General features: G+C 70.7%; 15 protein-coding genes and 1 pseudogene. 11 read left to right on the top strand and 5 right to left on the bottom strand.

What is annotated here, in order from left to right:
* Nucleotides 1–3570, bottom strand: a 3570-nt coding sequence (locus tag ACTWQJ_RS09860) for an nSTAND1 domain-containing NTPase (RefSeq protein ID WP_443306244.1), incomplete at its 3' end; no start/stop codon positions are given.
* Between the two features lie 340 nt (nt 3571–3910).
* Here ACTWQJ_RS09860 and ACTWQJ_RS09865 point away from each other — a divergent pair.
* From ACTWQJ_RS09865 to ACTWQJ_RS09875, 3 genes are read left to right on the top strand one after another with little or no spacing between them, the layout of a single operon-like run.
* The gene (locus ACTWQJ_RS09865; protein WP_443306245.1) at nt 3911–4771 is read left to right on the top strand and encodes a glycoside hydrolase family 16 protein; all 861 of its coding nucleotides are present in this window, start codon (nt 3911–3913) and stop codon (nt 4769–4771) included.
* A gap of 60 nt (nt 4772–4831) precedes the next feature.
* A complete protein-coding gene (locus tag ACTWQJ_RS09870; protein ID WP_443306246.1) occupies nt 4832–5260 on the top strand; it encodes a hypothetical protein in 429 nt (142 codons plus the stop codon).
* A 6-nt stretch (nt 5261–5266) separates the two neighbouring features.
* Nucleotides 5267–6712, top strand: a complete 1446-nt coding sequence (locus tag ACTWQJ_RS09875; protein ID WP_443306247.1) for a tetratricopeptide repeat protein — start codon at nt 5267–5269, stop codon at nt 6710–6712.
* A gap of 91 nt (nt 6713–6803) precedes the next feature.
* Here ACTWQJ_RS09875 and ACTWQJ_RS09880 read toward each other — a convergent pair.
* Nucleotides 6804–7439, bottom strand: a pseudogene (locus ACTWQJ_RS09880) (NAD(P)-dependent alcohol dehydrogenase); the annotation flags it as partial.
* 243 nt (nt 7440–7682) lie between these two features.
* Between ACTWQJ_RS09880 and ACTWQJ_RS09885 the strand changes: the two are divergent.
* Nucleotides 7683–9221 (top strand): glycoside hydrolase family 43 protein, encoded by a 1539-nt coding sequence (locus tag ACTWQJ_RS09885; RefSeq protein WP_443306248.1) that lies wholly within the window; start codon nt 7683–7685, stop codon nt 9219–9221.
* 218 nt (nt 9222–9439) lie between these two features.
* Here ACTWQJ_RS09885 and ACTWQJ_RS09890 read toward each other — a convergent pair whose 3' ends face one another.
* Entirely contained in the window at nt 9440–9784 is a 345-nt protein-coding gene (locus ACTWQJ_RS09890; protein WP_443306249.1) for an ArsR/SmtB family transcription factor, read from the bottom strand.
* Between the two features lie 137 nt (nt 9785–9921).
* Between ACTWQJ_RS09890 and ACTWQJ_RS09895 the strand changes: the two genes are divergently transcribed.
* The 4 genes from ACTWQJ_RS09895 (at nt 9922) to ACTWQJ_RS09910 (ending at nt 14087) form a co-directional block, all read left to right on the top strand.
* Nucleotides 9922–10899 carry a quinone oxidoreductase family protein gene (locus ACTWQJ_RS09895; protein ID WP_443306250.1) on the top strand — a complete coding sequence of 326 codons (978 nt, stop codon included), beginning with the start codon at nt 9922–9924 and terminating at the stop codon, nt 10897–10899.
* A 300-nt stretch (nt 10900–11199) separates the two neighbouring features.
* On the top strand, nt 11200–11907 hold the full coding sequence (locus ACTWQJ_RS09900) for an SDR family NAD(P)-dependent oxidoreductase (RefSeq protein WP_443306251.1): 708 nt from the start codon (nt 11200–11202) through the stop codon (nt 11905–11907).
* Nucleotides 11908–12144: 237 nt separating this feature from the next.
* Nucleotides 12145–13032 (top strand): dioxygenase family protein, encoded by an 888-nt coding sequence (locus tag ACTWQJ_RS09905; RefSeq protein WP_443306252.1) that lies wholly within the window; start codon nt 12145–12147, stop codon nt 13030–13032.
* Between the two features lie 287 nt (nt 13033–13319).
* Entirely contained in the window at nt 13320–14087 is a 768-nt protein-coding gene (locus ACTWQJ_RS09910; RefSeq protein ID WP_443306253.1) for an SDR family oxidoreductase, read from the top strand.
* Between the two features lie 147 nt (nt 14088–14234).
* On the opposite strand, the gene ACTWQJ_RS09915 is transcribed toward ACTWQJ_RS09910, so the two are convergent.
* Entirely contained in the window at nt 14235–14933 is a 699-nt protein-coding gene (locus ACTWQJ_RS09915) for a TetR/AcrR family transcriptional regulator (RefSeq protein ID WP_443306254.1), read from the bottom strand.
* A gap of 221 nt (nt 14934–15154) precedes the next feature.
* Between ACTWQJ_RS09915 and ACTWQJ_RS09920 the strand changes: the two genes are divergently transcribed.
* The 3 genes from ACTWQJ_RS09920 (at nt 15155) to ACTWQJ_RS09930 (ending at nt 16904) form a co-directional block, all read left to right on the top strand.
* Nucleotides 15155–15508: a hypothetical protein gene (locus ACTWQJ_RS09920; RefSeq protein ID WP_443306255.1), complete on the top strand. Its 354-nt coding sequence runs from the start codon at nt 15155–15157 to the stop codon at nt 15506–15508.
* A 68-nt stretch (nt 15509–15576) separates the two neighbouring features.
* Nucleotides 15577–16521, top strand: coding sequence for an alpha/beta hydrolase (locus tag ACTWQJ_RS09925; RefSeq protein WP_443306256.1), 945 nt, complete (start codon nt 15577–15579; stop codon nt 16519–16521).
* 56 nt (nt 16522–16577) lie between these two features.
* Nucleotides 16578–16904 carry a winged helix-turn-helix transcriptional regulator gene (locus ACTWQJ_RS09930; protein WP_443306257.1) on the top strand — a complete coding sequence of 109 codons (327 nt, stop codon included), beginning with the start codon at nt 16578–16580 and terminating at the stop codon, nt 16902–16904.
* Between the two features lie 60 nt (nt 16905–16964).
* Here the strand turns inward: ACTWQJ_RS09930 and ACTWQJ_RS09935 are convergent, their stop codons facing one another.
* Nucleotides 16965–17678 carry an SDR family NAD(P)-dependent oxidoreductase gene (locus ACTWQJ_RS09935; RefSeq protein ID WP_443306258.1) on the bottom strand — a complete coding sequence of 238 codons (714 nt, stop codon included), beginning with the start codon at nt 17676–17678 and terminating at the stop codon, nt 16965–16967.
* Between the last annotated feature and the right edge of the window lie 82 nt (nt 17679–17760).

Below are 17760 nucleotides of genomic sequence, written 5' to 3' on the forward strand. Positions count from 1 at the left end.
CGGGTCGGCCACGTCCCACAGGCGGACCGTGTGGTCGCCGCTGCCGGTCGCCAGCGTCTTCCCGTCCGGGGCGAAGGCCACGGACCTGACCGGCGCACGGTGCCCGGCCAGCTCCTCCCCCAACGGCCGTGAACGGTCCGCCTGTTGTACGTCCCACAGCCGCACCGTACGGTCGTCGCTGCCCGTCGCCAGTGTCTTCCCGTCCGGGGCGAAGTCCACAGTGTTGACCGGTTCGTCGTGCCCGGCGAGGGCGGCGCCCGCGGGCCGCGCCCGCGCCTCGTCGCCCACGTGCCACAGTCGCGCCGTGGCGTCCTCGCTGCCGGTGGCCAGGGTGCGGCCGCCTGGTGCGAAGGCCACGGAGGTGACGGCGTCCGCGTGGCCGCGCAGCGGTGCGCCGAGCGGCCGTGCGTGGTCCGGCCGCCGTACGTCCCACAGCCGCACCGTGGCGTCCTCGCTGCCGGTGGCCAGCGTGCGGCCGTCCGGGGCGAAGGCGACGGCGAGGGCGCCGCCGTCGTGCGCGTCCAGCGGTGCGCCGAGCGGGGCGGGACGTTCGGGCGCGGAGACGTCCCACAGCCGTACGGTGCCGTCCTGCGAGCCGCTGGCCACCGTACGGCCGTCCGGCGCGAACGCGACGGCCAGCACCTCGTCCTCGTGGCCGGTGAGTGTGCGCAGGAGGCGGCGCGGGTTGCCCGGATCGGCCACGTCCCACAGGCGGATCAGTGCGTCGTCGGTACTGGCGGCGGCGAGCAGGCGGCCGTCGGGGCTGTAGGCGACGGCGGTCAGCGGGTTGGTGAAGTCGGTGAGGACGGTCGGCGGCCGGTGCCAGAGGCGGACGCTGCCGTCGGCGCCGGTGCTGGCGAGGGTACGGCCGTCGCGGCTGAAGGCCACATCCCACACGGCCTCCGTGTGGCCGGTCAAGGGCTCCCCGAGCTGCTGCGGGTATGCCGGGTTGGCCACGTTCCACAGGATCGGCGCGTCGTCCTCGCCCGCGCTCGCCAGGGTCTCGCCGTCCGGACTGAACGCCACCGACATGACGGGCGCGGTGTGCTCGGTCAGCGGTTCACCCAGCGGCTCCAGGCGGCTTGGATCGGACGCGTCCCACAGCCGTACGGTTTCGTCGAAGCCGGCCGTGGCCAGGGTCTCTCCGTCCGGGGAGAAGGCCAACGCCCAGACAGAGGCGGTGTGTTCGCGCAGCGGCTTGCCCAGCGGTGCGATGCCGTCGTTGGCGCTGAACCGCCACATCCGTACGGTCCCGTCGAAGCCGGCCGTGGCCAGGGTGTCCCCGTCCGGGGCGAACGTGACGGCGCGGACGCTGCCCGCCTCCGACTCGTCGGCCTCGGCGGGCTCGCCGAGCGGCGCAGGACGGGCCGGGTCGCTCAGGTCCCACAGCCGTACGGTCCCGTCGTCGCCGGCGGTGGCCAGTGTCCGGCCGTCGGGGGCGAACGCGACGGAGACGACGTTCTCCTCGTCGTGGCTCACCAGCGGCCGGCCGACGGGGCGGGGCCGCTGCCGGTCGCGTACGTCCCACAGTTGGATGCCGCCGCCTTTCCCGGTGACCACCAGCAGGTCGCCGTCCTGCGGAGCGAAGGCGACCGCGCCGACCGGTCCCGTACGGAGGCGCAGCGGTTCGCCCAGGGGCCTGCCCGTGTCGGTGTCCCACAGCCGGACCGTGCCGTCGTGGCCGCCGCTGGCGAGGGTGCGGCCGTCGGGCGCGTACGCCACGGCGCTGCCGACACCGTCGTGGCCGGGCAGCCGGGTGGCCAGCACCCGGCCCGCGTCCGAGGCCAGCCGGGTCCGCAGGTCCGGGGTGGAGCGCATGCGGTGCGCGGCGACGTCGAGCCGGGCGGCCAGCCCGGCGTCGGTCTCGCGGACACTGTCGGCCTCGGCGGTGAGGCGGCCGAAGACGGCCTCGTCCCGCTCGGCCTGCGCGGTGGCGCGCGCCTGGAGGGCGACGACGGCGGTGCCGGTGGCGAGCAGCACGAGCGCGGCGAGTACGGCCACGACCGTACGGCGCAGTCGCGCGGCGCGGCGCCGGCGCCGGATCGAGGCGGTGAGGAACTGCCGCTCCAGCGGGGTGAGTTCCTCGCTGCGGTGGTTCTCCCGTGCGGCGTCCTGCGGGAAGGCGTCGCGGGCGGCGTGCAGACGGGAGCCGGCGTAGAGCGCGGCGTTCTCCCGGCCGAGCGCCTCCCATGTGCGGGCCGCCTCGGAGAGCGAGCGGTGGACGCGCAGCCGGTCGCGTTCGGCGTCGATCCATGCGCGCAGCCGGGGCCAGGCGGTGATGAGGGCTTCGTGGGCGAGGTCGACGGTGCCGTCGTCGAAGGTGATGAGGCGGGCGCGGACCAGGCGTTCCAGTACCACGCGGGTGTCGGCGGGGCTGCCGAAGTCGAGTTCCGCGTGCTCGGTGGGCCGACGCGTGTCAGGTGTGCCGTCGCCGGGGGCGACGAGGCGGAGCAGAATACGGCGGGCCAACTCGGCCTGCAGTACGGTGAGTTCGCCGTACACCTGCTCGGCCGTACGGACGACGGCGCCGTGCAGTTCGCCGGCCGCCTCATACGCACTCTCGGTCAGGACGCGGCCGCTGCGGTGGCGCCAGGTCTCCAGCAGGGCGTGCGACATCAGCGGCAGTCCGCCCGGGGCGTCCTCGACCTCGTCCAGGAGGCGGTCGGTCAGGGAGCGTTCGACGATCAGGCCGGCTGCGGCGGCCGGGCGGACGATGGCCTCCCGCAGCTCCGCCCGGCTCATCGGCCCGGCGAGCAGCGTGGCGTCCTGCAACGCGGCAGTGAGGCCGGGGTGTTCGGCGCAGCGGCCGAGGAAGTCGGCCCGCACTGCGATGACGACGCGCAGCCGGCTGTCGGCGTCGGTGGCGGCGACGAGGCGGTCGATGAAGGTGTCCCGGTCGGCCGGGTCGGCGCCGAGGGTGTACAGCTCCTCGAACTGGTCGACGATCAGCCAGGTGTCGGCGTCGGTCCCGGGTACGGGCAGGAGCCGGTCGGCATGTGTGCGCAGCGGGTCCGCACCGGGCGTGAGGATGCGTACGGCGGCGGGAGGCACGTCCTCCTCCCCATCGTCCGGGGTGCGCAGCAGGGGGATCAGCACGGCGCGCAGCAGGGAGGACTTGCAGCTGCCGGAGGGGCCGAAGACGGCGGTGAAGCGGTGCTTGCGGTTCAGCTCGGTCAGCCGTTCCACGAGCTGGTCGCGGCCGAAGAACAGTTCGGCGTCGCCCGGTTCGAACCGGGTCAGGCCGCGGTACGGCGGCCGGGAGGTCTCGTCGTCGGCGGTCTCGGCGGCCAACTCGGCCGACGCCTCGCGCCAGCGCCGCTCCCACTCGATCACGTCGCCGCCGCACGCCTTGACGTAGGCGAGCGTCACCGCGCGGGTGGGCAGCTGTTTGCCTGCCGCCGCCTGCGACAGTGTGGTCACCCCGTACCGCGCCCGCTGAGCCATCGCCCGGTATGTGGGTCTCCCCGCGGACTCGCGCAGCGCGCGCAGTTCGGCGGCGAACCGCGGCACCGGTCCGGCCTCCGGATCCAGCTCGCCCTCGGTGCGCCCCGGTCCTGTTTGTGCCGACACGTGCCCGCTCTCCCCTCGTCCACCTTGTCGTCGACAAGCCATCACCCAGCGGGTCCACTCGGGCGCCCACGGTAGGGAGTCGCGGGGGCGGCCGCAATCGAACTTCCGGGTATCGGCAGGCGTGACACGGGAGTTCACTCGATCCTCACGCTTCCTCCCTACCAGCTCGTTCGGTTCGAGGGTTGTTCGGTGCCGGGAGAGGACCTGCCGAACAACGGCGTACGGCGGTCGACTGGCTGAGGGACGTGGCCAGGACGGGCCATGGCGCGGTCGGAGCCCCGCGAGGGGAGGGCTCGGGCCGCCCCCCTTGTCCGCAAGGCACGACAGCTGAAGGGGAGTCATGTACGGACGACTTCGCGCCCGGCACCTCGCCGTGGGGCTCGGCGCGGCGGCACTCGCGGCGACGCTTACGGCGACCGCGGTGAGCGCCGCCCCCGCCGCCCCGACGACCGCCGCCGAACGGTACGGCTGGGGCGCCCCGTTGCCCGAGTGGTCGGACGAGTTCGACTACGGCTCCGAGGCCGACCCGGCCATACCGGACCGCGACAAGTGGCGCCTGGCGGGCGGCGGCCCCGGCAAGTGCTGGCCCGGCCACAGCGACAACGGCCGCCGCTGCGACGTCAACACCCGGGTCGTCGGCGACGTACTGCGCATGACCGGCGAGGCGAACGGCGACACCGGCTGGCTCGCCTCACCGTACGGCCGGCAGTACGGCCGGTGGGAGGCCCGCGTACGCTCCCGGGCCACCGCCCCCGACAACGGGCGGCAGTACCACCCGCTGCTGATCCTGTGGCCGGACTCGAACGAGCACCCCGAGGACGGCGAGTACGACTACCTGGAGAACGGCGCCCCGGGCGAGAGCTGCGCCGAGGCGTTCCTGCACTACCCGCACCCCGAGGGCGTGCCCGTACAGCAGGAGTTCGTGCAGAAGTGCGGCGTGGACCTGTCGCAGTGGCACAACGTCGCCATCGAGTGGACCCCGGATCATCTGCGCGGCTTCATCGACGGCGAGGAGTGGTTCCGCTTCGCCGACGGCGCGAACGCGGACCGCGACTGCATCCAGTGCGCCCCATCCATGCACCAGACCATCCAGCTCGACAACTTCCACGGGGACGACCTGCAGAGCGCCGTCTACGAAGTGGACTGGGCCCGGGTCTACGACCTGCCGTACGCCCCGGACGACAACGAAAGCGTGAGGTGATCCACGATGCAGAGCTCTCCGTATCAGCCCGGTCAGGCTGTTGTGCCCGAGAAGGTGCGCATGCCCGGGGCCCTCATCTTCGTTCTCGTGATCGTCACCGCGCACGCGCTGGGCACGGTCGTCGGCGGCTGGGCGATCATCGAGGAGAACCAGAGCAAGCAGGAGCACGGACAGGAGCTGCTCCTGCCGATGGGCATGGCCTGGTTCGTGGCGCTGTTCTGCTGGGCGTTGGCGGCGCTCATGGTCGTCTGCGTCGTACTGGCCCGGGGGCGCCGCCCCTGGGTCCGTGTGGTGCTCATCGTGTGCCTGTCCTTCGCGGCGTTCGGGACGGTCTTCGGTTTCATCGGCTCACTGGCCTCCGGGGCACCCAGCCTCGCGATGTTCGTGATCGCCGGCGTCGATGTGGCGGCCCTGTGGATGGTGAGCGGCGAGAAGGGCCGCCACTACTTCTCCGTACGCAGCCCGGCACCCACTTCACTTCAGGGGTGATGACCCATGGACTCCCCGACGTACGAACACGACCCGTACCGGCAGCCCCCCGAGCCGCCGGAGCCGCCCAGGGCCCCGAGGCCGTGCGACCCGGTGGCGGTGGCACTCGGCAACGCCTCGCTGCTCGGCATCGGCTATCTGCTGCTGGGCCGCTGGAAGCCGGCCGCGTTCGCCGTGGTCGGCACGGGCTGGCTCCTCAACCTCACCGCATCGACCGCCGAGACCTGGTGCGAAATCCTGCTGCTCCTGTGGTGGGCGGCCGGCATCGCCCACGGCTGGTTCCTGGCACGCCGGCGCGCGGAGCATGTCGTACGACGCGGGCAGCGCGCGGGCGCACTCGCCGTCACGGTCGCGGTGCTGCTGACCGCCGTGCTGCTGCGCGTCGACGCGTACGGAATCGAGGACCGCGTGACCGAGGCCCGTGGGGGCGGCGACTGCGAGACGGCCGTGGCCGCGCAGGGTGAGGTGTGGTGGGGCCATCGCCTGGCGGGCGCACCGGTGGTCGAACCCGGCGACGCGGTGGTGGAGGCGTGCCACCGGCTGGAGCGGGCCGCGTCCAGGCTGGCCGCCGGACGGAGCGGGAGCATCGAGGACCTGGAGCGGGGCTTCGACATCCTCGCCGGCGTCCTGAACAAGCCCGGTAACGAGCAGACCGTCAGGACGGTCCTGGACGCCTTCCTCGACGGCCTGCCCACCAAGGACTCCTGCGACACCGCCGACATCACCGAATGGCTCCGCGGCCGCGAGCCCACCCACGACGTACTGGACCGGTCCGCCACCGCCGCGACGCGCATGGAACCCGCCGCACTGGTGGGATGCGGCGACGCCCTGATGGACGAGGACAACTGGCAGCAGGCGCGGGCGCACTACCAGCACCTCCTCGACGAGTACCCGGACGACGCACGCACGGACCAGGCACGCAGCGGTGTGAAGAAGGCCGGCCTCGCCATCGAGCTGGGGAAGGTACGCGATCTGGTCGAGGACACGACCGACGCGTCGACCGGCTACTGCGACACGCCCGCCAAGTACAGCGGTGCCCCGCCGTACCGCAAGGGGTTCAACCGCGCGATGTTCCTCGGCGACACCGAGTACACCGACGAACTCCCCGGTGACTGGCGCACCAGCGACCCGACCAAGGCCGCGCTCGTGGTCTGCGCGGACACGGCGAAGAACGGAGCCGCCGTCGAGACGTGCTACTACGAGAACGACCTGTCCGAGTACCTCCCCCACGAGGTGACCTTCTACAAGGTCAAGATCCCGCTGAAGGTCTACGAGCTGCGCACCGGAAAGCGCGTCGACCCGCGCGAGGTGCAGATCAGCGGCGGCAGCTGCCCGAGCGTCCTGCACTACGAGTACTACGGCACGTACGACTACGGGCCGGGCAGCGAAGAGTTCGTCTCCACCTCCAAGTCCGATGTAAGGGACGCCTTCTGGCCGGTCGTCAAACGGTGACCATGCGTGTGGGAGTACGTCGGCACCCCGTACGGGAGACTTGACGGAGGCTGCTCCCGTACGGGGTGGTCTTGGAGGGCCGGGGCGGCGGTCAGCCCAGCGCCGAGGTGTCGATAACGAAGCGGTAGTGGACGTCCGAGCTCAGGACCCGCTCGTACGCCTCGTTGATCTTCTCGGCCGGGATGATCTCCACCTCGGCACCGAGGCCGTGCTCGCCGCAGAAGTCGAGCATCTCCTGCGTCTCGCGGATGCCGCCGATCAGGGAGCCGGCGAACGTCCGGCCCTGCATGAGCAGGGAGAACACGCTGAGCGACAGCGACTCGGCGGGGGCCCCGCCGACGTTGACCATGGTGCCGTTCACGGCCAGCAGGCCGAGGTAGGCGTCCAGGTCCAGCTTCGCGCTGACCGTGTTGACGATCAGGTCGAAGATGTCGGCCAGTTGCTCGAAGGTGGCCGGGTCGCTGGTGGCGTGGTAGTGGTCGGCGCCCAGGCGCAGGCCGTCGTCCATCTCCTTCAGCGACTGCGACAGGACGGTGACCTCGGCGCCCATGGCGTGGGCGAGCTTGACGGCCATGTGGCCGAGGCCGCCCAGGCCGACGATCGCGACCTTCTTGCCGGGGCCCGCGCCGAAGCGGTGCAGCGGGGAGTACGTGGTGATGCCCGCGCACAGCAGCGGCGCGGCCTCGTCCAGGCCGACGGCGTCGGGGATGCGGACGACGAAGTCGTCCGGCTCCCAGCCCTCACCGGCCAGGCCGACACAGACGGAACGCCTGTCGCCCACGACCCAGGACGAAGCCATTTATCGAAGCGCTTCGACGTCGCCGCGGCTATAACGACCTATCCATACTTTGCTGACCTGTTGACATGCCACAGACCCGCATGCGAACTTTCGAAGCGCTTCAACAGTTCAGTTCAGCCCGTGCGGCCCGCCTCGGTGTTCACTCCCCCGACCACACCCCTCAGGACGGACATGGCGTTCTTCGACAATCCCGTGATCCCCGGCTTCAGCCCGGACCCGAGCATCTGCCGGGCCGGTGACGACTACTACGTCGCGACGTCCAGCTTCGAGTACGTACCGGGGGTGCCGATCTGGCACAGCCGTGACCTGGTGCACTGGCGGCTGATCGGGCACGCCCTGGACCGGCCTTCGCAACTGGAGCTGCCCGACACGGCCCCGTCGTCCACGGGGGTGTACGCGCCCACACTGCGGTACCACGACGGCCGGTTCTGGCTGATCACGACCGTGGTCGCCGGGGCGGGCAACATCCTGGTGACCGCCGAGGACCCCGCGGGACCGTGGTCGGACCCGGTGCCGATCGGCGTACCCGGCATCGACCCCGACCTGGCCTGGGAAGAGGACGGGACGTGTTGGTGCGTGTTCTCGTCGGACGGCATCCGCGGGGTCCGCATCGACCCGAAGTCCGGCGAACTGCTCGGCGAGCCGGTGCCGATGTGGTCGGGCAGCGGGCTGCAGTATCCCGAGGGCCCGCACCTGTACCGGGTCGGCGACTGGTGGTACCTGCTGCTGTCGGAGGGCGGCACGGAACGCGGGCATGCGCTGTCGCTGGCCCGGGCCCGCGCCCTGCCGGGGCCGTTCGAACCCCACCCCGCCAACCCGGTGCTGTCCCACCGCAGTACCAGTCACCCGGTGCAGAACACCGGCCACGGCGACCTGGTGCAGGCACACGACGGCACGTGGTGGATGGTGCTGCTCGGCACCAGGCCCCGCGGCGACACACCGATGTACCACGGCATGGGCCGGGAGACGTTCCTGGCACCCGTGCGATGGGAGGACGAGTGGCCCTTGCCCGGCCCGCTGGAGTTGCGTGCGCAGGCCCCGGCACTGGCGCCGCATCCCTGGCCCCAGGAGCCGGACCGGGACGACTTCGACTCCCCCGCCCTCGCGCCGTGCTGGGTGTCGCTCCGACGCCACGACCCGGAGGCCGCCCGTCTCGACGAACGGCCCGGCCACCTGGTGCTGCACGCCCGCGGGGACAGCCTGGACAAGCCCGGCGCACTCTTCGTGGGGCGGCGCCAGCGCCATGCCGACTGCACCGCGCGCACAGCGGCCGACGTCGCCGAAGGCGGCCGGGGCGGGCTCACGGTACGGCTGGACGAGGCACACCACTACGAGGTGGAGGTGGGAGACGGCATGGTCCGCGCGGTCGCCAGGATCGGCCCGCTGCACCACGCCATCGCCGAACAAGCCGTACCGTCCGGCCCGTTGACCCTGCGGATCGACGTCACGACCTCCGACATCCTGCCGCCCACGGTCACAGCCCGGGGCGCGGACCCCGACGCGACTCCCCCGCCCGGCCTCCGGGTCGGCGGCCCCGACACCCTCCGCCTGGGCTACGAGACGGACAGCGGGGACTTCGAGATCCTCGCCGAACTCGACGGCCGTTACCTCACCACCGAGGTCGCCGGCGGCTTCACCGGCCGGGTCTTCGGCATGTACGCCACGCGAGGCAGCGTGGCCTTCGACTGGTTCGAGTTGCGGTCCACCTGACCGCCGGTGCCGCCGCCCGTCGGCCGGCGCGGGGGCCGGTACGTTGCCGGTCCCCGCGCTCAGCCGGCGGTGCACCTGACGCCGCTGGCGCCGGTTCCGCGTAACTCGACGCCGCAGCCGCCCTGTTCAGCCTTGCTGAACAGGGCTTTCATTCGGGCCTTGCCTCCGGTGGCGGTAACGCGCCCGCATCTCGTCAGGGCCGGCGCACGGGCCACTGCTCAGTCGGCGCCATCGGGGCGCAGGAGCAGGTCGAGCAGCCCGGGGAAGCGCGCATCGAACTCCTCGCGGCGCAGTCGGTTGACTCGCTTGGGCCCCTGGTCACGCTGTTCGACCAGGCCGGCGCCGCGCAAGACCGAGAAGTGGTGACTGAGTGCGGCTTTGCCGACGGGCACGTCGAAGCTGCCACAGCTGCGCGTCCAGTCGGCTGAGCCCGCCAACTCTCGGATCAACTGGATGCGCACAGGGTCGGCGAGCGCGGACAGCGCGGTCAGGACGGAGACGTCCTCAGGATCCGTGTGCACCGGCGCCGCACGGTGACTGCTGCCCGCAGCCTGCTTCGACATGCCCCTCTCCCGCCATGCGCATCCTCGCTGGGTGACCCTGGGGAGCGTCCCAGCCGCTTGCTTAGTGTTCGATGAGCATCTTACAGTCCCAGTGTTCGCTTTCCATTGAACACTTCGCCGAAGGGTGCGTTTCGCTGATGCGTGCAGTCGAGTTCCAGGAGTACGGCGGTCCCGAGGTGCTGCAGCTCGTGACGGCCGAAACCCCCCAGCCCGGGCCAGGCCAGGTGACCATCGACGCCGCCTATGTGGGCGTGAACTTCGCGGACCTCAAGGCGCGTGCGGAGGGGTACCGGGTGGAATCGCTGCCCTTCCGCCCGGGCCTGGAGGTCTCCGGACGGATCCGGGCCGTCGGCCACGGCGTCGAGGGACTGCACCCGGGGCAGGAAGTCGCAGCCCTCGTCAACAGCGGCGCCTACGCCGAGGCGGTGGTCGCCGAAACCACCACCGTTTTCCCGCTCCCCGAGGGCCTGGACCTGCGGACCGCTGCGACACTGCCCACCGTGCTGCCGACCGCGCACGCCCTGCTCCACGAGGTGGGTCGACTGCGCGCCGGAGAGAGTGTGCTGGTGCACGGTGCGGCGGGCGGCATCGGCACAGTGGCCGGGCAGCTGGCTCGCGCGGTGGGCGCGGGCGCGGTCTACGGCGTGGTCTCCTCCGCGGCCAAGGCCGGGCACGCCCTCAAGCACGGCTACGACGAGGTGTTCACCACAGACACCTTCTCCGACGACGTACGCCGCGCCACCGGCGGCAGGGGCGTCGACCTGGTCCTCGACCCGGTGGGCGGCGACACCCTTCGCCGCGGCCTCGACACGCTGGCCGTCTTCGGGCGCCTGGTGTCCTTCGGCAACGCGAGCGGGGCCGAGCCGTGGCAGGTCGGGCAGCCCGAACTCTACGCACAGGGCCGTTCCGTCGGGGGCTTCTCCATCCTGGCACTCGCACAGTCGGCGCCCGAGGCACTGCGTTCGCTCACCGAGCGTGCCTTCCGTACGGTCACCGACGGCATCGTGAGCCTTCCGATCACCGCGGAGTTCCCCCTGCAGGACGCGGCCGAGGCCCACCGGCTCATGGGCGGGCGCACATCAACGGGCAAGTTGCTGCTGCGGATCGCCGACTGAGCACGGCGGTTCCGGTAACTGTTCGGACCGCAATGCAGAGCAGGGCGCCGATGCCAGGCCCTCTCCGTGCTCCCGGTCCCGGACGGATTCATCTGGTTGATGACGCGACGCCGATCACTGGCATGGTCGATGCTGCGGCCTCTCGGCGCTGGGAGCTGTCGATCGCAAGCAATCGGATTGCCCTATCCACTTCGTGGTACTGTTGCAGCAGTGAACCGGAAAGATCTATCCGGATACAAACCGGATAGATCTTTCCATATTTCGGCTTCCCCTGCCATGTCTTCCACGAAAGGACTTGCCGTGACCAGCATCGCCATCGTCGGAGCCGGCCCTCAGATGGGCCTGGCCATCGCCCGCACCTTCGGCTCCCAGGGCTTCGACGTCGCCCTGATCTCCCGTAACCGCGAGAAGCTCGACGGTCTCGTCGGCAAGCTCGGCGCCGAGGGCATCACCGCCGCCGCGTTCCCCGCGGACGTGCTCGACCGCGACGCGCTCACCCAGGCCCTCAAGGACGCCGCCGCGCACTTCGGCGGCATCGACGTCCTGGAGTACTCCCCGGTGGGCACGTTCGGCGTCACCACGCTGACCGCTCCGGCCACCACCGCACCGTCCGATGTGGAGTTCGAGATGAACTTCCAGCTCTACGGGGCCATCGCCGCCACCCAGGCGGTGCTGCCCGCGATGCGCGAGGCCGGCGCGGGCACCCTGCTCTACACCACCGGCGCCGGCTCGATCTGGCCCGACCCGCGGGTCGCCAATGTCAACGCCGCCGCTGCGGCGCTGCGCAACTGGGTGATGAACCTGCACAAGGAGCTGGCCGACGCCGGCACCGGCATCCAGGCCGCCCACGTCGGCATCGACTCCTCGATCGGCGTCTCCGTCATCCCCGGCGTCGAGGCGGCCCGGCCCGAGCAGATCACCCCTCTGTACTGGGAGCTGCACACCACCAAGCGTGACCGGAGCGAACTCGTCTTCAAGCTCGACGACGACGGCTTCCCCCGCGGCTGACAGCACACCGAGCCGTACCCGCCCCCTCATCGAACCCTGATCGCGCCGCGGTGTTCCGGTCCGCGGCGCGATCAAGGAGAAGGGCTCCGCTCCGATGAACGTTGCCGACCGCGACGTTCGCGGCCTCCGGCGTCATGAGGACCACCGAGTCTGGCGAGCAGCTCATCCCGTGACACCCGCGGCCTGCTGATGCCTGCCATCAGCCAATCCCCCCACTGTTTCGAGGAGCAGACCGGCATGACCACAACCACCGATCCGTCCTACGTCGACCCGGCACTGATCAACCCCCGCGCGGTACGTCTCGTCGAGGCGTTCAAGAACGCTCTGGCCCGCATGCGCGACGAGGAGGGGCTCACTTTCGACGACCTCAACGCGGTCGCCGACCTGCTGCAACGGACCCAGACAGCCACCGGCGCCCCCCTGGCGTTGGTCGCCATGCCCCTGTACAGCGAACTCTTCCAGGGCGGTCGGGACGGCTACACCCCGTCCGAAGACGTCAACAGCCCCACCTTCATCCCCGGTTCCCCATGCATCGATAACCCCGGCACCCTGCAGATGCAACCGGACGAACCCGGAACCCCGTTGATCGTCTCCGGCCGCGTCCTGGACGGCCACGGCTGGCCGCTCGCGGGCGCCAAGCTGGACATCTACCACGCAGCCAACAACGGCAACTACTCCGGGCTGTACGACGACGGAGTGCCCAAGTACAACCTGCGCGGACACCAGTTCACGGACGCCGACGGCCGCTACACCTTCACCACCATCACCCCGGTCGCCTACGCCGACCCCCACATCACGGCGGTCGACGGGGTCGCCGAAGCCGTCGCGGCCGTCGGACGCAGCCTCTACCGTCCGGCCCACATCCACTACGAGGTCCACCACCCCGACCTGATCGCCCCCTGGCGGGGCGAGGTCTACTTCAAGGGAGACCCCGTCATCCCCGTCGACTTCGTCGGCGGGACACTGGCCCCTCCCGCTCTGCAGGCCGACACCGTCCTGCACGAGGACCCCGAGGACATCGCCGATCATGGTTTCCAGGGCCCCTACAGGACCATGGAGTTCGACTTCATCCTCAAGACCCGCACCAGCCCCGGCACCATCACGCCGAAGGCCACGCCGGCATGACCCCGGGGACACAACGGCCTGGTCGCCTTCCGGCTAAACGCCGCCGGATCCCACAGCCACCGGATCAGGCCCCGCCCGCTGTCCGGCAGCAAACGCCGGACCCGTCGCCGAACTCACCGGCCACTGCCGCGTAGAAGACGGCCACTGAACATCACTCACCGCACAGCCCACTACATCCACATCCCGACCTCGGCTGACGGTCCACACGTCGGAGCGCTGCTCAACGTCAAGCGCTTCCCGACATCGTGCGTGCCACGGTTCGACCGGGACTTCGAAGGGACATCATCGTGAAGAAGCTCAACGGCAAGACCGCTCTCGTCACCGGTTCCAGCCGGGGCATCGGCCGGGCCACGGCCGTCGCCCTGGCCCGTGCGGGAGCCCTGGTCGCCGTGCACTACGCGCACAACAAGCAGGCCGCTCAGGAAACCGTCGAGCTCATCGAGAAGGACGGCGGCCGGGCCTTCACGGTCCATGCGGAACTGGGCGTGCCCGGCGACGTCGACCAGTTGTTCCAGGGTCTGGAGGCCGGCCTGAAGGAGCGCACCGGGCGGACCACCCTGGACATCCTGGTGAACAACGCCGCCGACACCTCGGCCCCCGGCACCGCTCTGGGAGAAGTCCCCGTCGAGGAGTTCGACAGGATGTTCGCGGTCAACACGAAGGCGCCCTTCTTCATCACCCAGCGCGCCCTCGGGCTGATCCCCGACGGGGGACGCATCATCAACATCTCCTCCGCTCTGACCCGGGTCGTCAACCCCGCGCACACCGTCTACACGATGACCAAGGGCGCCCTCGAACAGCTCTCGCGGAACTTCGCGCGCCACCTCGCCCCCCGGGGGATCACGGTCAACACCGTGACCCCCGGCACCACGGACAACGGGAGTGAGTTCTTCAAGATCCCCGAGGTCCGGGAGCAGATGGCCCAGTCGTCGGCGTTCAAGCGCCTCGGCGAGCCGGAGGACATCGCCGACGTGGTGGTCTTCATCGCCACCGACGAAGCGCGCTGGATCACCGGCGCGTTCATCGACGCCACCGGCGGCAGCCTCCTCGGCTAGGGCACGTAGCGTATATGCAGGTCACAGCCACTCGTTGATGGCCGCGCCGCCCGTGGTCGCTCGCCTCGGCGGCGTGGCCGCCGGGCGGCTCCCAAACCCGAAGGTGCCGCCGTGCCCCGGCCGGGCGCGGTGGTTTCGGTCCTGCGGTCAGCTGCTCTTCCCCGGCTCCGACGACGTGATGTCCGTCGGGCTGCCGCGGAGCATGGCCTTGTAGAGGGCGTCGTGCTCGGGCGAGGCGGGCAGCGGGCCGCGGGCGGGAGCCTCGAAGGACTGGATCAGCAGGGCAGCGACGCGTCGCCAGGCGTCGGGAGCGGCGTCGCCGGTGGCGCTGACGACGCCGGCGTTGGCCATGTGCAGCAGCACCAGATCCGAGGGGTCGAAGTCCTCGCGCAGGCGGCCTGCGGCCTTGGCACGGTCGATGAGCCGCACCATGCCCTCATAGGCATCGTTGCGGCGCTTCTCCAGGGCCTTGGCGGTGGGGAAGGTCATGGTCAACACGTCGGCGAAGCCGGAGTCGGCCGCCTGCATCGCGCAGGCGGTCTCGATGTAGCCGACGAAACCGTTCCAGGGGTCCGGATCGTCGAGGGCAACGGCGACGGTGTCGGCGTAGGCGTTCATACGGTCGACGAAGACGGCGTCGACCAGCTCCTCCTTGGTGGGGAAGCGGCGGAACATGGTGGCGATTCCCACCCCTGCCTGGCGGGCCACGGAGGCCATGGAGGCGTTCAGGCCGTCGCGCGCGAACACCGTGCGGGCGGCGGCGATGATGCGCTCCCGGTTGCGCTCGGCGTCGCTGCGCAGCGGCTGGGCGGCGGTGTCGTCGGGGTGCTGGGCGCCAGGAGTCATGTCGGCCATTCTAGCAATCGGATAGACCTATCCGATTCCAGTGCTACGCTGACCCAGCGAACCGGATCGACCTATCCGGATCGAGAAAACGGATAGGCCTATCCAAGAGGTGGGGTGATCTCGCCGAGGCGTCGGCAAGATCACCCCCATCATCGGACGCACCCCCGCCCCGACCGTGCTGATGCCTGCCATAAGCACCCCCTTCCAAGGAGCAGACCGACATGACGTCGACCACCGATCCGTCGTACAACGACCCGGAGTTGTTCGACCCCCGCGCGGCACACATCGTCGAGGCGTTCAGGGACGCCCTGGTCCGCATGCGCGACGGGGAGGAACTGACCATCGAGGACCTCAATACGGCCACCGATCTGCTGCAGATGGTGCAGGCGACCACCGGCGCCTCCCTGGCGGCGGCGGTCATGCCGCTGTTCAAGGAGGTCTTCCAGAGCGGTCGGGACGGCTACACCCCCTACGGAGGGTCAACAGTCACACCTACGCACCCGGTTCCCCACGCATCGGCAACCGCGGCGCGATGCCCGTACGACGGCACGAACCCGGAGCCCCGTTGGTGGTAAAGGCATAGCGACACCCCTCTGGCACCACACCCCGAGTTGTCCCAGCACCTGTCCGCCGAGGAGGCGACATGACCTACGCGTACGACCCCGAGATCACACCGCGGCTCTCGATGCTCCCGAGCGGGCCGTTCACCGACGTCCGGGCGCTGCGCGCGCTGGGTGAGGAAGCGGTTCGGAGCGGTCTGCCGTCCTACGAGCCGGGCATCGAGATCCGTACCCGCGACGTCACCGTGCCCGGGCCCTACGGATCGCCGGATGTCAGGGTCCGCGTCTACGCGCCCGCCGAGCGCGAGGGCCTGCTGCCCGGACTTCTGTACATCCACGGCGGCGGGTTCGTCATGGGCAGGATCGAGCAGTTCGACGCCGCGGCCACGCGCATCGCCGCGGAGGTCGGAGCGGTTGTGGTCTCGGTCGAGTACCGGCTCGCGCCGGAGAACCCGTTCCCGGCGGGGCTGGAGGACTGCTACGCGGCCCTGGCGTGGACCGCGAAGTCGGCGAGCGAGCTCGGCATCGACCCGGACCGCATCGGTATCGCGGGGGAGAGCGCCGGTGGTGGTCTCGCCGCCGCAGTGGCCCTCCTCGCTCGTGACCGCCGCGGGCCCGCATTGTGCTTCCAGTATCTGGGCGTCGCCGAACTCGACGACCGCCAGGAGACGCCGTCGATGCGCGACTACGACGACATCCCGCTGTGGAACAGCCAGGCCGCACAGGTCAGTTGGGACTGCTACCTCGGAGAGGGACGCCGGCGCACCGCCCGTGTATCCCCCTACGCCGCGCCCGCACGGGCCGAGGACCTGTCCGGACTGCCCCCTGCGTTCATCACCGCATGCCAGTACGACCCGCTCCGCGACGAGGACATCGACTACGCCCAACGCCTCGCACACGCCGACGTCCCCACCGAGCTCGTCCTCTACCCCGGCGTCCTGCACGGAGGCCTCATCCCTGAGTCTGCGGTGGGCCAACGCGTCCTCGCCGACATGATCGCGGCGCTGCGCCGCGGCCTCGGCGTATGAGGCGGCCGACGCACTCGGCCCCGCTCGATGCTCACCGTCACGACGCGGGGCCCCGCATGCAGGTCGACGAGGGCATCACACGCGTCTTCCAGCTGCTCGGAAAGCGCTGGACCGGCCCGATCGTGTCCGTGCTGATCGGAGGGCCGGCGTACTTCGTCGACCTGTGCCGGGCGATTCCCGGGATCAGTGAGTGCATGCTCTCCCACCGGCTCACCGAGCTCGGCGCCGCGGAACTCGTCGTCCGCGAGGTGGACGAGGGGCCGCCGCTGCGGGTGTCCTACCGGCTGACGGAGGCAGGGGCAGCGTTGGATCCCGCGCTCAAGGAGCTTGCGCAGTGGGCGAAGACCCATCTGACGGAGGCGGGGGGACCGGCCGGCTGCTGAGGCCTCTTTGCCTCCCGCCGCAGCGACGGCGCTGAGGATCTGAGTCAAGCGGGGTAGCGGTCAGTCGAGCGGGACGCCTGTGTGGCTCTCCAGGACTTGAATGAGGCGAGCCTGGAACTCTTCATCCTGTGATGCAGGATGTGGTGTCTGCGTCTGTTGGTGGTACCAGTAGCCGCCGGTGGCCGGGGTCACGTCGTGGTGGGTGGCGAGCCATACCTGTGTCTGGTGTCCGGCGGCCAGGTCATCCGGTGCGCCGGCACCGCCCATACGGGTGGGAACCCACCCGGGGTCGACCGCATGGCTCGAGGTTCCTTCCCACCGGGACGCAAGGGCGAGCGCGAGGGTGGTGACCCACAGTTTGGTGTCGTCGTAGGAGGCGGTACCGGCGGTCAGTCGTCGCAGGTCGGTGGAGCCGGTTCGGTGCATGGAGCTGCTGAGATAGATGAGCCGGGCCGGTTTGTCCATCAGGGCCGTCAGTACGTACGGCGCGACCGTGTTGACAGTGATCTCCTCCGGAGAGTGCATGGTGCCGGCGTTGTGGATGACGGTGTCGAAGCGGCCGAACTCGCCGGCTTGCCGGGCAACGTCGCGGATCTCGTCCAGCTCGGCGAGATCCCCGGTGATGACGCCTTTCCACCGGGACGTGTCATCCGCGCCGGTAAGACGCTTCGGGTTGCGGACGTGGGCGACCACGTCGTGGCCGTCGTCGGCCAACGCGTTCGCCGTGTTGCGCCCGAGCCCGGTGGATGCCCCGGTCACCAGAATCAGTGCCATGTCAGTCATCTCCCGTCTGTGGGGTGATGGGTGCGGTGAAGTGGTCGGGAGTGCCCGCCGCTTGTCGAGGTGGTGCGTGAAG

The sequence above is a fragment of the Streptomyces sp. KR55 genome (assembly GCF_052245645.1).
GTDB lineage: Bacteria > Actinomycetota > Actinomycetes > Streptomycetales > Streptomycetaceae > Streptomyces > Streptomyces flavusporus.

What these genes read in the sequence shown, in the direction of transcription:
- ACTWQJ_RS09935 (WP_443306258.1), bottom strand. Translation starts at nt 17,678, where the DNA reads ATGGCACTGATTCTGGTGACCGGGGCATCCACCGGGCTCGGGCGCAAC.
- ACTWQJ_RS09930 (WP_443306257.1), top strand. Translation starts at nt 16,578, where the DNA reads ATGCAGGTCGACGAGGGCATCACACGCGTCTTCCAGCTGCTCGGAAAG.
- ACTWQJ_RS09915 (WP_443306254.1), bottom strand. Translation starts at nt 14,933, where the DNA reads ATGACTCCTGGCGCCCAGCACCCCGACGACACCGCCGCCCAGCCGCTG.
- ACTWQJ_RS09875 (WP_443306247.1), top strand. Translation starts at nt 5,267, where the DNA reads ATGGACTCCCCGACGTACGAACACGACCCGTACCGGCAGCCCCCCGAG.
- ACTWQJ_RS09870 (WP_443306246.1), top strand. Translation starts at nt 4,832, where the DNA reads ATGCCCGGGGCCCTCATCTTCGTTCTCGTGATCGTCACCGCGCACGCG.
- ACTWQJ_RS09905 (WP_443306252.1), top strand. Translation starts at nt 12,145, where the DNA reads ATGACCACAACCACCGATCCGTCCTACGTCGACCCGGCACTGATCAAC.
- ACTWQJ_RS09865 (WP_443306245.1), top strand. Translation starts at nt 3,911, where the DNA reads ATGTACGGACGACTTCGCGCCCGGCACCTCGCCGTGGGGCTCGGCGCG.
- ACTWQJ_RS09925 (WP_443306256.1), top strand. Translation starts at nt 15,577, where the DNA reads ATGACCTACGCGTACGACCCCGAGATCACACCGCGGCTCTCGATGCTC.
- ACTWQJ_RS09920 (WP_443306255.1), top strand. Translation starts at nt 15,155, where the DNA reads ATGACGTCGACCACCGATCCGTCGTACAACGACCCGGAGTTGTTCGAC.
- ACTWQJ_RS09890 (WP_443306249.1), bottom strand. Translation starts at nt 9,784, where the DNA reads ATGTCGAAGCAGGCTGCGGGCAGCAGTCACCGTGCGGCGCCGGTGCAC.
- ACTWQJ_RS09895 (WP_443306250.1), top strand. Translation starts at nt 9,922, where the DNA reads ATGCGTGCAGTCGAGTTCCAGGAGTACGGCGGTCCCGAGGTGCTGCAG.
- ACTWQJ_RS09885 (WP_443306248.1), top strand. Translation starts at nt 7,683, where the DNA reads ATGGCGTTCTTCGACAATCCCGTGATCCCCGGCTTCAGCCCGGACCCG.